Genomic DNA, 13,642 nt, shown 5'->3' on the forward strand with positions numbered 1-13,642 from the left:
TTGCGCTTGCTTATTCAGCGTTGGAGCTTAGTTCGGAATGCTCATTTACTACATGTAAACTCTGCTTCCTCACTAAGCTCCGCCTCGACTAAGCAGCGCTCATAACGCTTAGCTTCCAGCTTTAGCCTTTCTTAATATCACGCGTCATCCTAACGGAACCTCACTATGACTCAGCACCTCTCTCCAACAATTGAATTGGCTAAAGACCTAATCAGCCGCCGCTCTGTAACACCTGAAGACGCAGGCTGTCAGGATCTAATGATTGAACGCTTAGAAGCCCTAGGCTTCAAAATTGAGCGCCTTCAATTTGAAGAGGTATCTAACTTCTGGGCTCGCCGTGGCGATTCAGGTCCAGTTTTCTGCTTTGCAGGTCATACTGACGTTGTTCCTTCCGGCCCTGAAGAGCGCTGGGAGTTCCCACCATTCGAAGCACATATCGAACAAGGTATGCTTTGCGGTCGCGGTGCGGCAGATATGAAAGGTAGCCTAGCGGCGTTTGTTACAGCGCTAGAACGCTTTGTAGAACACCATCCAGATCATGATGGCTCTATCGCTCTTCTGATCACCAGTGACGAAGAAGGTCCATGGGTGAACGGGACGACTCGTGTAGTTGATCATCTTGAAGCACGTAACGAAAAGATCACTTGGTGTATCGTTGGTGAACCTTCAAGTACTGAGCACGTAGGCGATGTCATTAAAAACGGTCGTCGCGGCTCTCTTGGCGGCGCACTGACTGTTCGCGGTGTTCAAGGTCACGTTGCTTATCCACACCTAGTAAAAAATCCAATTCACATGGCGGCACCTGCATTGGCAGAACTAGCGGCTGAAGTTTGGGATGAAGGTAACGATTTCTTCCCACCAACAAGCTTCCAGATCTCTAATATCAATGGCGGTACAGGCGTAACTAACGTTGTACCAGGTCATGTGGATATCATGTTCAACTTCCGCTTCTCCACCGAAGTAACAGCGGATGAACTAAAAACCCGTGTTCGCGACATCCTAGACAAGCACAACCTAGAGTGGGATATCGATTGGACACTGTCTGGCAATCCATTCCTAACCGCTGAAGGCGATTTAGTAGAAGCCTGCCAGCAATCGATTAAAGCAATCACAGGTCAGGACACTGAGCTATCTACGTCTGGTGGTACTTCTGATGGCCGCTTTATCGCACCAACAGGTGCACAAGTGGTTGAACTTGGCCCAATCAATGCGACTATCCACAAAGTGAACGAGCGCATCAGTTGCAAAGATCTAGATACCCTATCTGATCTTTACGAGAACGTTATGGCTCGCCTACTGGTTAAGGACTAGTCATGCAACTCACTTGCCCTGTTTGTAAATCCTTGCTTTCACAGCAGGGCAAAAATATGCGCTGCGAAAACAATCATAGTTTCGATGCAGCACGTCAGGGCTATTGGAATCTATTACTAGCCCACAAAAAGCGCTCAAAAGATCCGGGTGACAATACAGAAATGGTACAAGCCCGCCGTCAGTTTTTAGATGGCGGCCACTACCAAACACTCTCCGACCAGATCAATCAGCTTGTTGTAGACGAACTAAAAGGTACAGAGAGCGCTCGCATTTTGGATATGGGCTGCGGTGAAGGTTACTACACAGACCGCCTCCACCAGCACTTACTAGCCAACGATCAATCAGTTGAACTCACCGGCCTAGATATCTCCAAACATGCCGTCAAAGCAGCCTGTGCTCGAACTAAAGAGATTCAATGGTTAGTTGCTTCCGGTGCTGATACACCAGTGCCGGATCAATCGCTCGACCTTCAACTTGTGCTCTTTAGCCGCTTAATGCCTGAAGCACTGGCTAAACCAATGAAAGTTGGCAGCAGCTTAATTGTTGCTTGGCCGGGTGCCGATCATCTAATCGAACTACGCAAACTGATCTACAGTGAGATTAGAGAGAGCCACTTTAATCCGGTTGATACGCTAAAAGAGCAGTTTGAGCTATCTAAACAAGTAACAGTGAACTACCAATTTTCACTCAATAGCTCAGAGCAGATCAGCACTTTATTGGCGATGACCCCGCACGGCCAGCGTCTCAAAGCTGAAGCACAACAAAAAATCATCGACCAAGAACAGCTAGATCTCACCCTAGATGTGAATTTGGGCGTATTTACCCGCTTATGAAGCAAACCCTGAAACGCTGGCTAAAACATAGAGCCGACAACCCTCGCCAAAATTTAGTGATCTTTGGCATCGGCTTTGTCGCCTTCTTTGTCGGCGTGCTTATCCTAGGCGCTGCCGAATTTGCATTGAAAAGCTCAGTAGCTCAAGAGATTCTTGCCCTGATTGGCTTGATCATCATAGTGGCAGGGATCATACTGGCGGCCGTAGGTTATCTTAGCCTCAGCGTACTACGTATCATCCGTTTTATTAGCGACGACAAAAATGACTGACACCCGACACCCTGATATCGAAATCTACGTAAAGAATCGCTCTTTTGATTCAATCACTAATTGGCTTCAGTCACATGCCGACCAAATGGATATCATCTCCTCTAAAGGCAATATCCACGAGCTGAGCCTGCGCTTCGGTGATCACTCCGTACCCGTCATGATCCACGAAAAAGTGGCTGGCAAAGCATGGGCTAGCGTATGGCTTAAATCGGATAAGAGCCCATGGGCTCAAGACCTAGACTGCGCACACGCAGCGTCCTCAGAGATGGATACACAAGTGCGAAGCATTGCTGGCGGCTGGAACGATGGTGATGATCCAGATGAATACTGGAAGGTAGAAGCGGGCGAAGCAGAAAAGATTCAGTGGCGTACTTAAGCGCCTAAATTAGAAATAAAATTAAGCTGCCGTACGGATCTGTGAACGGGAGCTTTCAATCTCATCGATCATCAATTGACCGGTCGACATCAACGCAACCTTAGCGTACTCATCCGACGATAACTGCTGCTGACGTGGCGTATTGCTATGGCTATGCAGATAGCCATTCACATAGGCAAAATCACCCACTAAACCGTCATGTACCGCCATATTCAGTCGCTCTACAACCTGACCATCATGTAACTCATTTGGATCAGGGTATTTGGACTGGGTTTCCGGTAAACGAAACTCTGCATCCGACGCAGCAGGCACAGCATCTGGCTTCATCAACTGCTGGTTAGAATAAATCAAACTCAGCAGCATAGAGAACTGCGCACCACTACCACTCTGAACCGCTTGGCTCAGATTGGAGGTATAGCCCTCTATTCGAGTTTGAATCTGTTCTGTACGCATAAAGCCTATCTACAACCGGAAGTAACAATCTAGTGTTGAAACTAGTGACGACTGTATCGGCAAAACGCTAAACTTCTTTACTGAAAATCACAGAAAAATTAGAGAAAAACCACCATGGGAAGATGGCGCCCCCCTCAACCTCGAAGCTCTAAATACATTACAGCCGAAGGCTATAAAGAGCTGAACGACGAACTGAAATATCTTTGGAAGGTAAAACGTCCTGAAATTACCCAATCGGTAAAGGAAGCTGCCGCTCAAGGAGACCGTTCCGAGAACGCAGAATACATCTACGGTAAAAAGCAGCTACGAGAGATCGACCGCCGCGTTCGCTACCTCTCCAAACGCTTAGAAGATATGGTTGTGGTAGACCGCGCTCCAGCCCCGGATAAACGCGATACCGTATTTTTCGGCGCTTGGGTTACGCTGTTAGATGAAGAGGATGAAGAGAAACGCCACCGCATCGTCGGTCCCGATGAGATCGGCGCTGGCTCTGATTACATCTCTATGGATTCCCCCCTTGCAAAGTTATTGCTGAAAAAGCAGCTTGGCGAAGAGGTTTGTTTACAGAAACCGGATGGCAGCGAAGTTTGGTACGAAATCACTAAGATCGAGTACGCTTAATCTTGATCTAAAGCCTAAAGCGATTTAGCCCACTCATCGCGCGTGATTTTAAACAATACATGTTCGTACAGTGGGCTTTCCGATGGTACAGCAGGATGGTTGAAGTTTTCCCTTGTGTCACACAGCCCCAAACGCGTCATTACCGCCTGAGAGCGAAAATTAGGCACCGCCGTAAACGACACCACCTCATCAAGTTCCAACTCGGCAAACGCAAACTCCAGCGCCTTCTTAGCCGCTTCAGTCGCGTAGCCCTTACCCCAAAACGCTTTACTTAATCGCCAGCCCACCTCAACACAAGGCGTAAAAGGCAGCTCTATCAGAGGGCTATTCAAACCAACAAAGCCAATAAACTGACCAGAAGCCTTCTCCTCAACAGCCCACAACCCCCAACCATTCAGATCGATACGACGCTGCAGCTCAGCCGCCAATGCATCATTCTCCTCACGAGACAGCGTACTTGGAAAATACTCCATCACATCAGAGTCGGAATTTATCTGCTCGAAGAATGGCTGGGAATCAGTATCTCGCCAAGAGCGTAGGATTAGTCTTTCGGTAGATAGGATTTTCATGGTTACTGATGGTTTACGGTAGCTAGAAAATTTAGTTTGTCTGCTTTCGACACAAAGCAGCCCCCCGCTCTTTTCTAAAGTGAAAAGCGGCCTTACCCCTATGATTTAGTTTTTCAAATCAATGCTATGTTTGGTTTTAAGAGCTTAATATCCTTGAAAAAGCTTTCTGCTGGGTTACCAAAATTTGTTGTAACTTCAATCATTTCACCCGTTGTCAGATGAAGAAGGTACGCGTCCAATGAACCATCTGAATCATATTTTCTTTCGAGTTTGCTCAATTCATCTAATGATATATCGAATGATTTACCAAATAGTGCAGAAATAGGAACTTGGCATAAAAAACGCTTTGTTGTCAGAGTACATCTAAACCTCTCTTTCCCAATGATATTCATGACTGAGTAGTAGGTCATAATCACTAGAAAGGCTAGAAGGAATAAGCCTCCAAGAACAATTACCACTATTCGACCCAACATATCCTCTTGGGGAATATCATCTCGGAGAACAGAAAACAGGCGGTAGACGAAAAAGGCAAATACGAGGCAGCTAAAAACTCCTGTCAAGATGCCCTCAAAAGTAGTAGCTCGTTCATGATGTCTTATCTTCTCGTGGGTTGACACTTACATCCCCTGTATATATGAAGTTGTTGATTCGATCTGTACTAGTATCTGATGTTAAAATTGTTATGTTAGCTCTGGGCATGATGCCGCACTAAGAGTGCCATTCTAGAGGTCTTCAGGTCGTCTACCGACACAAAGCAGACATTTAAATGGTGCAACTTCACAGTCTACACGGAGCCCAAATTCTATGACTTGTGAAACCTGTAGTTTTCCTCGCTAGGCCAATATGCAACGTCCAGATGTTCTTTTGTTAGCTCAAATAAGGCAGTGCCATCTATTGATAAAACCGATGGCAGGCCATCTGCCCATTCATCTTTAATGTGCTTATCATTGTATTTCTTGTATTTTAACCAGCTTTCACAAATTGCCTTTTTATCTGCTATAGCAATTGAACAAAGTAAGTCTGTTTGAGCCAAAACATCAGTAAAGGCCTGTTTTTTAAGGTTATCAATTCTTTTTTGGTTAATATTAGTATTACCTAAAAACATATCAGCCAAGAATTCTTGATAAGTTCTATACCATGTGCATTCATCTTCAGCCTGTAGAGGCCAATTGGATTGTAACCATTTGATACTCTCCATATCATCAGATAAGTAAGCTAACTCATATGGCCATGTGATTACGTGGCTTATTAAGCCTATATTTATGTCACTAGGATTGGCGTTATATTCAGTAATCAGCTGTTTGAATGTTTCCAATGCATTTAAAAAATTTATAGATGCTTTACTTTTATCCCCTTGAAAATGAGCACATATACCAAGTTTTAGGTACGATTCAGACAAAACAAATATGGTGTGCCCTTTTTTTAAGTCACCATTCTCATAATTCTCCATCATCCTTGGATGAAGCCTTTCCAGCTGACTAGAAAAGTGGTTGATTATCTTCTCGTTATTCATGATTTAATAACCGGCGTGCGTATCTTGCTGGCGATAACACCATATAACTTACAGCAGATTGAATTAAAGGAGCTTTTAGATAGCACTGCCATTTTCCTCCGATAAAAACGACCTAGTACGAGTAGGAATATTTACGTCCTGTTATATCTATAACTGTGTCTTAGCGTGGCTTTCTAAGCAACATGGTATGTCCGCTTTTGGCACAAAGCAGAAGCTACAACAACACCATCCCTTTCTCTAGGCGCAGCCGTCCTCTAGCCACGTAGCGGCGTCCTAAAAGGCGAAGCCGATCTCTAGCCGCGAAGCGGCGTCCTAAAAAGATTGAGACTTAAATTTCTGCTTCGCTTTATACATATCTTGGTCAGCAATACGTAGGAGTTCTTCAGCTGCGCCCGCATCATCTGGAAAACAACTGATTCCAATACTGACACTGACTTTACGACTAGATAGCTGCTCTACAAAGAACGAGTTTTCTATGGCCTGGTGGATCTTATTGACAATGAAATTAGCTTCTTCCATGGAGTTTGTATCAACCAACGCAGCAAACTCATCACCGCCAATTCGAGCAACGATATCTGTTTTTCTTAAACAAGAGATCAGGATTCTAGCTAACTCAATTAAGACCTTATCTCCAACCTCATGCCCAAAATTATCATTTATAGGCTTGAAGCTATTAAGATCAATATACAGTACCGCTATCTTTTTCAACTGACGTTCAGCGCGAATTAGAGCGCTCTCTAATTTTGAAAAGAATAGCCTTCTATTTGGCAGCTTAGTAAGGGGATCCTCATAAGCTTTTGTCAGCAACTCCTGAGCAACCTGAGTATGATCTTCTGGGTTTTGAAAAACCAAGACAAATCGATCAGCTAGCTTAGAGTGGGCAGCAACCTTATGAAGCGAAGCAAAATAAGTACTATTCTTGTTGTCACAGAGCTCCCCGCTCCAATAGTGATTACTTCCTAAGCACTCTTCAAGGCTGCATTTGCCGCCTGCAGCATCAAAAAAATAATCAAATACGGAACCCTTCGGCTTCTCATCTAAATCAAATGCCCTCTGAGCAGCTGAATTTACTGCTAAAACTTCAGACTGAGCATTTAGAATAAAACAGGGGTTATTGGTCACCTCGAAGAATACCGAAGCTATTTGACGATTCTGCTCAGCCTGACTTTCAAAGGTAACGTTAGTTCCAATGCCCAACAGCCCATTTACTTCACCGCGTTCATTTACTAACGGCAGTTTATGCATATCCAGTAATCGACGCCTACCATCTTCATAGGTAACCCATTCATCATCCCTGTGAGCCTCCCCGGTCTTCAAAACCTGAGCATCTATGCCCCGAACATAGCCCGCTGACTCCTTGGACATAAGGTCTGCATCAGTTTTGCCTATGATTTCACTCAAAGGCTTATTAATGAACTCTTCAAAACTGCGGTTCACTACCTGGTATACACCCTCATCATCTTTGGCGAAGATAAAGTCCGGTAGCGTATTTATTATGTTCTTAAGCAGAGTTCGTTCTTTTTTTAGAAGAACACGTTCCTCTTCTAGTTTTTGCGTTGCATTTATTAGCTCAGTTATATCTCGGGCCACAACTGCCACACCCAAGCCTTCCGTCAAAGGACCACTATAAACCGAGTGCTTGCTATAAATATGAATGAGATTACCGTCTGGGCCAGGTCTAGAAAATTGAAACTCAAAGGACTCCCCCGCCAGTGTTCTATTTAATGCAGGCTTCAAAAAACCGTTGAATACTTCGGGGCCATGAAGGTCACTTACGTGGGTGCCTATAATCTCTGAAGCAGGCTGCTGAAACATAAGTTCATAGCCACGACTTACCGCACGGTAGATATAATCCTTATCTACGATAGAAACCGGATCATTTATATAACTGAGAATCGATCCATCGATATCATTCAAGCTTGATGAGAGAGGCTTAGGATCAGTACCCATATGAAACAGGCCTATAACAACTTTAAGATAAGTATAACTGTATTATTTACTTTTACGCTCAATAGCTAAGGAGCACAAGACGACAAATAAGCTAATAAAATAAAACTTTATTTTACAGGCATTATGAAACTGATATAGCTAGAAGGGAGGAAAATATAACTGCCGAAATAAGATAGAAGCACCCTTTACTCACGCTTTTTCTCTAGGCGAAGCCGTCCTCTAGCCGCGAAGCGGCGTCCTTTCCTAGCAACTAGCAACTAATACCTAGCCACTTTTATCCTGATACATCCGACTATCAGCCTGCTCCAACCAATACTCAATAGCCTGATTACCTTGCAATATCACACTACCAATACTGACACCGAGGTTATTTTTCTTAAGATTTTGGTTAATACGTTCGGCGATTTTCTCTAAGTCAGCCTGAGTCTCTGCAGCAGCAAGTACGACAAACTCATCACCAGACATACGCGCAGAGATATCATTTTCTCTGATAGCGCCTCGGATAGCTTCTGCAAGGTGTTTAAGCGCTTGATCGCCAGAGCTATGACCCTGTTGATCATTTATCCCTTTCAGATCATCCAGATCCAAATAGAGCAAGCCTAAAGATATTCCAGTGCGCTTAGCAAGCACCGAATAATGCGTTGCGACAGACATAAAACCTCTACGGTTATAGAGCCCAGTCAGCTCATCTGTCATTGCAAGATTGGAGATCTCTTCATACTGAGAAAGAAGACGCAGATCTGCTTCGATTAGATCCCTAAATTCACTCACCAGATCTAAGTATTCAGAACGGTAATCAGTGGATTCAAAATCCATTACACAGATGGTTCCAAACGGCTCACCCGACGGCCACTGTACCGGCAAACCTAGGTAGGAACTAAAACCATCATCAGCAACTTCAGGATTGGTATCCCAAGTAGGATCAGTTTGGGCATTTTTAACATATAGCTCATGCCCTTCCTGCACGACTTTTTTACAAAAAATGTTGGTATCCGGCGTAATCTCTACCCCAGCAGGGTATGGATTCGATTCCTGATCACTGGCAATCACTACCTGATAGCCTTTTGGGCGATACTGGACAATAAAGCCCGCAGGCGCTTGAAAGATTCGCGCCATCACATCCACTGTTTTCTGCCACTTATCCAATGGCACCAGATCATCCTTCTCCTCGATTACCCACTGGTCGGGATGCAACATAAAACCCTCTAAAGAAACAACTGTATAGAAACCACTCACTAACTTTAGCAGTTATTCAAGAAATAGAGTCAGAGCTGGATCAATAGTTCAGTAAATTTAGGATCGCCAATGATAGAGATTAACAAAGCAACCTCTAGGCGCAGCCGTCCTCTAGCAGCGCAGCTGCGTCCTCTAGCCACGAAGTGGCGCCCTAAGCGGCGAAGCCGTGCTGAATTTCAGGCATAAAAAAACCAGCTCATGGCTGGATTCTTAAAGTGGTGGGTCGTATAGGATTACTAATGCCCTGCGGGCCAGCGCCGCAAGCTCCGCTGTTTTCTTCGGGCTTCGCCCTCCGAATCGAACCTTTTAACGGTTCTCATCCTATACAACGAGCATCTTTTGGGCATAAAAAAACCAGCTCGAGGCTGGATTCTTAAAGTGGTGGGTCGTATAGGATTCGAACCTATGACCAATTGGTTAAAAGCCAACTGCTCTACCGACTGAGCTAACGACCCACATAAGGTTGCGAAAGAATTTCGCTAAAGAAGTTTAAGAGTGGTGGGTCGTATAGGATTCGAACCTATGACCAATTGGTTAAAAGCCAACTGCTCTACCGACTGAGCTAACGACCCAACTCTTAAAATGGCTCCCTGAGCTGGACTCGAACCAGCGACCAATAGATTAACAGTCTACTGCTCTACCAACTGAGCTATCAGGGAACTGCTGTTCCAGTAAATGGCGGAGGGATAGGGATTCGAACCCTAGGGCCCTCTCGGACCGCTGGTTTTCAAGACCAGTGCTTTCGACCACTCAGCCATCCCTCCGCAGGAACGGCGCGTATATTATCGCAATGAGTTTTTGTGTCAACTAATTACGTACTGTTTTTGCAAAAAAACTGATTATTTATCAAAGTTTTTTCAGTTTCTGGAAATTCGACTAAAGATTAACCAGAAACGATTAAAAAACAACCGGATAAACACGCCTCACCGGATTTTCATAAACTACATATTGGGATAATTCGGTCCGCCCATACCTTCTGGAACTACCCACTTAATGTTTTGGGCCGGATCTTTAATATCGCAAGTCTTACAGTGTAGACAATTTTGCGAGTTTATCTGGAATCTTTGTCCCTGTTCATCCTCAACCACTTCATATACACCTGCTGGGCAATATCGCTGCGCGGGTTCAGCATAGGTCGATAAGTTTGAACCTAATGGAATGCTCTCATCCTGCAACTGCAGATGACATGGTTGATCCTCTTCATGATTGGTATTAGAGAGGAACACCGAGCTGAGCTTATCAAAGCTGATCTCGCCATCAGGTTTTGGATAACTTATCTCTTTACACTCAGAGGCAGGTTTTAATTGCGCATAATCAGCATGAGTATCATGCAGCGTAAATGGTATTTTGCCGCCAAAAACATTCTGATCAATGTAGTTAAAGGCTCCACCTAGCAATGGACCAAACTTATGCATAGCAGGACCAAAGTTACGCGAACGGAATAACTCGTCATACAACCAAGAGGATTCAAACTTCTGCGCATAACCGCTTAGCTCTTTGCCGCCCTCGCCAGACTGACTTAGCTCATCGAAAATCGCTTCTGCAGCCAACATGCCCGACTTCATTGCCGTATGCGTGCCCTTAATCTTAGAGAAGTTTAGAGTCCCTGCGTTACAACCAGCGATGATGCCGCCTGGGAAGGTCATTTTAGGCAGGGCATTAAAACCACCTTTCGTGATCGCCCTAGCACCGTAGGAGACACGTTTACCGCCCTCTAAGTACTGTTTTAACACCGGATGGTGTTTCATGCGCTGAAACTCATCAAATGGGCTCAGATAGGGATTCGAGTAGTTCAGGTCGATAATCAATCCAACTACCACTTGATTACCTTCTGTGTGATAGAGGAAGAAACCGCCACTGGCGCCATCACTCAAAGGCCAGCCAGAACCGTGCACAACTAAACCGGGTTTATGTTTGTCAGGATCAATATCCCATAACTCTTTAATACCCAAGCCATAATGTTGCGCATCGGCTTCAGCAGCTAGATCAAAGCGCTCTATCAGCTCTTTACCTAAATGCCCTCGACAACCTTCTGAGAACACGGTGTACTTTGCATGTAGCTCCATACCGGGCATATAGCTATCTTTCTGCTCACCGGATTCAGTTAGCCCCATATCACCAGTAGCGACACCTTTTACACTGCCATCTTCATGGTAAAGAACTTCTGCTGCGGCAAAACCAGGAAAGATTTCTACACCAAGCTGTTCTGCTTGCTCTGCCAACCAACGGCATAGATTACCCAAGCTAACAATATAGTTACCGTTATTATGCATCGTTTTAGGGACTAGCATGTTCGGCACTTGGGTGGCTTTATCCTCATCTTTGAGCATAAAGATCTGATCTTCGGTCACCGGCGTATTTAACGGTGCCCCCTGCTCTTTCCAGTCAGGAAACAACTCATCTAGAGCACGGGATTCAATCACTGCACCGGATAGAATATGCGCCCCGACTTCAGAACCTTTCTCTACCACACAAACGGTTAGTTCTTTTTCCGCCTCTTGTGCTTGTTGCATCAAACGGCAGGCTGTTGATAAACCAGCAGGCCCCGCCCCAACAATGACTACATCAAACTCCATTGATTCACGCGCCATATCACTCATAACTCACCTCTATCACCTATATGGCGTCTACTTAAAACTGTTCTTCAGAAAGTTGCATCACCGCATCACCACCCGCCATGATCGCGCTCAACAGAGCTGACGTACGAGGTAGCAACTGCTCGACATAAAAACGAGTCGATACAATTTTGCTTTCTAAGAATGACTGATCGCTTTCAGGATCATTTAGCTTAGTTTGGGCAATGCTGGCTGATTTAACCGATAACCAGCCACCACAAAGATAACCAAGCAACATCATAAAACTAACACTGGCTGCGCCAGCTGTAGCAGGATCTTTACTTGCTGTTTCCAATACCCACTTTTTAGCTTCTTCTGCATGGGTAAGGGCTTGACGGGTAGAAGCAACCAGATCTTGCAGTTCTGGTTCGGATATCTGATCAAGATCGCTCGCAATTTCGCTCAGTAGATCAGTTAGTGCGGCACCACTATCCACAAGTGTTTTTCGACCGATAAGGTCTAAAGCCTGAATACCGGTAGTACCTTCATAAATCGTCAGGATACGTGCATCACGGTAATGCTGCGCAGCACCTGTTTCTTCGATAAAACCCATACCACCGTGCACTTGTACTGCAAGATAGGTCATCTCTTGAGCTAGCTCTGTCACCCAACCTTTAACAATCGGCGTGAGAAGATCCGTTCGTGCCTGATGTTTAGCACGCAGTTCACTGTCTTGAGCATTCTGACAAAGGTCACTTTCGGCGCGAGCAACGTAAGTTAATGCGCGCATTGCTTGAACACCTGATTTCATCTGCAACAACATGCGACGTACATCAGGGTGTTTCATAATCGTGACGCGGGAGCCATCTCTTAATGTACCTTGAACACGCTCTTTGGCATATTCCAACGCCTGTTGATAAGCACGTTCAGAAATTGCTAAACCTTGAAGGCCAACACCTTGGCGCGCATCGTTCATCATGGTGAACATGCATGCTAGGCCTTTATTTTCTTCACCAACCAAGTAACCAATGGCACCGTCGTTATCACCAAAACTCATCACGCAAGTTGGACTACCATGGATACCCAGTTTGTGTTCTAGCGCCACAGCAGTGGCATCATTACGCTGATCAGTCACTTGGCCGTTTTCATCAAGAAGGAATTTTGGAACGATAAATAGAGAGATACCTTTTACACCCGCAGGCGCATCCGGTAGGCGCGCCAACACCAGATGAACGATATTCTCGGTCATTTGATGATCGCCCCACGTAATAAAGATCTTTTGGCCGGTTATACGATAGTGATCACCTTCAGGGACCGCGCGAGTTTTAAGCGCAGCTAAATCCGTACCAGCATCAGGTTCTGTCAGGTTCATGGTGCCAGTCCACTCACCGCTGATCAGCTTTGGTAGGTAGTGCTGCTGTAGTTGCTCACTACCATGAGTTTCCAACGCTTCAATCGCGCCCTGAGTCAGCAGAGGGCAGAGGGCCCAAGCCAAATTGGAGGACTGCCACACTTCGTTAACTGCAACAGAAAGCGCATTTGGTAAACCTTGGCCGCCAAACTCTGGATTAGCCGCTAGCGATGGCCAGCCACCCTCACAAAAACGCTGATAAGCTTCAGAAAAACCTGGGGTTTCTTGGACGTGGTTATCGACTAACTTTGCACCTTGCTGATCACCAACTACATTCAAGGGAGCAAGCTGTTCAGTGCCAAGCTTAGAAGCCTCATCTAAAACCGCTTCAGCTAAACCTTCAGCAAACTCTTCTAAGCCTGCCGAATGACAAATCTGTTCTAACCCCACCAGCTCGTTCAAGACAAAAACACCATCTTGATACGGGTATCGATAATCGCTCATTGTATAACTTGCTCCGTCTTAACCTGCTTACCGTTTGTATTAGCTCAGGTTTTTTTATTGTAATAACTCGACGTTAATTCACATTGGGAAATGCTCTTAAC

The 13,642-nt window shown here is 45.2% G+C and carries 13 protein-coding genes, 4 tRNA genes and 1 other RNA gene; 5 read left to right on the plus strand and 13 right to left on the minus strand.

Annotated elements, in window-relative coordinates; genetic code table 11:
• Positions 1 to 165 precede the first annotated feature (165 nt).
• The 4 genes from dapE to ACMXYS_RS14295 are packed head-to-tail and all read left to right on the plus strand — an operon-like array spanning position 166 to position 2,789.
• On the plus strand, positions 166 to 1,311 hold the full coding sequence (gene dapE / locus ACMXYS_RS14280; RefSeq protein ID WP_415896927.1) for a succinyl-diaminopimelate desuccinylase: 1,146 nt from the start codon (positions 166 to 168) through the stop codon (positions 1,309 to 1,311).
• Between the two features lie 2 nt (positions 1,312 to 1,313).
• The gene (locus ACMXYS_RS14285; protein WP_415896928.1) at positions 1,314 to 2,144 is read left to right on the plus strand and encodes a putative RNA methyltransferase; all 831 of its coding nucleotides are present in this window, start codon (positions 1,314 to 1,316) and stop codon (positions 2,142 to 2,144) included.
• Positions 2,141 to 2,413: a hypothetical protein gene (locus ACMXYS_RS14290; protein ID WP_415892460.1), complete on the plus strand. Its 273-nt coding sequence runs from the start codon at positions 2,141 to 2,143 to the stop codon at positions 2,411 to 2,413. Before ACMXYS_RS14285 ends, ACMXYS_RS14290 begins: the two co-directional genes overlap by 4 nt.
• On the plus strand, positions 2,406 to 2,789 hold the full coding sequence (locus ACMXYS_RS14295) for a hypothetical protein (RefSeq protein ID WP_415896929.1): 384 nt from the start codon (positions 2,406 to 2,408) through the stop codon (positions 2,787 to 2,789). Before ACMXYS_RS14290 ends, ACMXYS_RS14295 begins: the two co-directional genes overlap by 8 nt.
• Positions 2,790 to 2,810: 21 nt before the next feature.
• On the opposite strand, the gene ACMXYS_RS14300 is transcribed toward ACMXYS_RS14295, so the two are convergent.
• Positions 2,811 to 3,242: a hypothetical protein gene (locus tag ACMXYS_RS14300; RefSeq protein ID WP_415896930.1), complete on the minus strand. Its 432-nt coding sequence runs from the start codon at positions 3,240 to 3,242 to the stop codon at positions 2,811 to 2,813.
• Positions 3,243 to 3,356: 114 nt separating this feature from the next.
• Between ACMXYS_RS14300 and greB the strand changes: the two genes are divergently transcribed.
• A complete protein-coding gene (greB, locus tag ACMXYS_RS14305; RefSeq protein ID WP_415896931.1) occupies positions 3,357 to 3,863 on the plus strand; it encodes a transcription elongation factor GreB in 507 nt (168 codons plus the stop codon).
• A gap of 14 nt (positions 3,864 to 3,877) precedes the next feature.
• Here greB and ACMXYS_RS14310 read toward each other — a convergent pair whose 3' ends face one another.
• The 12 genes from ACMXYS_RS14310 to ACMXYS_RS14365 all read right to left on the minus strand — a co-directional run bounded on the left by ACMXYS_RS14310 (position 3,878) and on the right by ACMXYS_RS14365 (position 13,541).
• The gene (locus ACMXYS_RS14310; protein ID WP_415896932.1) at positions 3,878 to 4,432 is read right to left on the minus strand and encodes a GNAT family N-acetyltransferase; all 555 of its coding nucleotides are present in this window, start codon (positions 4,430 to 4,432) and stop codon (positions 3,878 to 3,880) included.
• 113 nt (positions 4,433 to 4,545) lie between these two features.
• Entirely contained in the window at positions 4,546 to 5,049 is a 504-nt protein-coding gene (locus ACMXYS_RS14315) for a hypothetical protein (protein ID WP_415896933.1), read from the minus strand.
• Positions 5,050 to 5,234: 185 nt separating this feature from the next.
• Positions 5,235 to 5,945 (minus strand): hypothetical protein, encoded by a 711-nt coding sequence (locus tag ACMXYS_RS14320; RefSeq protein WP_415896934.1) that lies wholly within the window; start codon positions 5,943 to 5,945, stop codon positions 5,235 to 5,237.
• Positions 5,946 to 6,257: 312 nt separating this feature from the next.
• Complete coding sequence (locus ACMXYS_RS14325) at positions 6,258 to 7,895, minus strand: sensor domain-containing diguanylate cyclase (protein ID WP_415896935.1); 1,638 nt, start codon at positions 7,893 to 7,895, stop codon at positions 6,258 to 6,260.
• A gap of 264 nt (positions 7,896 to 8,159) precedes the next feature.
• Complete coding sequence (locus ACMXYS_RS14330) at positions 8,160 to 9,092, minus strand: diguanylate cyclase (protein ID WP_415896936.1); 933 nt, start codon at positions 9,090 to 9,092, stop codon at positions 8,160 to 8,162.
• A gap of 255 nt (positions 9,093 to 9,347) precedes the next feature.
• Positions 9,348 to 9,472: non-coding RNA, RtT sRNA (locus ACMXYS_RS14335), on the minus strand.
• A 38-nt stretch (positions 9,473 to 9,510) separates the two neighbouring features.
• Positions 9,511 to 9,586 (minus strand) — tRNA-Lys (locus ACMXYS_RS14340).
• Positions 9,587 to 9,627: 41 nt separating this feature from the next.
• Positions 9,628 to 9,703 (minus strand) — tRNA-Lys (locus ACMXYS_RS14345).
• Positions 9,704 to 9,714: 11 nt separating this feature from the next.
• A tRNA-Asn gene (locus tag ACMXYS_RS14350) sits at positions 9,715 to 9,790 on the minus strand.
• A 17-nt stretch (positions 9,791 to 9,807) separates the two neighbouring features.
• Positions 9,808 to 9,895: transfer RNA gene (locus tag ACMXYS_RS14355), tRNA-Ser, on the minus strand.
• 177 nt (positions 9,896 to 10,072) lie between these two features.
• On the minus strand, positions 10,073 to 11,722 hold the full coding sequence (locus ACMXYS_RS14360; protein ID WP_415898260.1) for an electron transfer flavoprotein-ubiquinone oxidoreductase: 1,650 nt from the start codon (positions 11,720 to 11,722) through the stop codon (positions 10,073 to 10,075).
• A gap of 40 nt (positions 11,723 to 11,762) precedes the next feature.
• Positions 11,763 to 13,541 (minus strand): acyl-CoA dehydrogenase, encoded by a 1,779-nt coding sequence (locus tag ACMXYS_RS14365; protein ID WP_415896937.1) that lies wholly within the window; start codon positions 13,539 to 13,541, stop codon positions 11,763 to 11,765.
• Positions 13,542 to 13,642: the final 101 nt, after the last annotated feature.

It is taken from the genome of Neptuniibacter sp. QD57_21 (genome assembly GCF_047778075.1).
Taxonomy (GTDB): Bacteria; Pseudomonadota; Gammaproteobacteria; order Pseudomonadales; family Balneatricaceae; genus Neptuniibacter.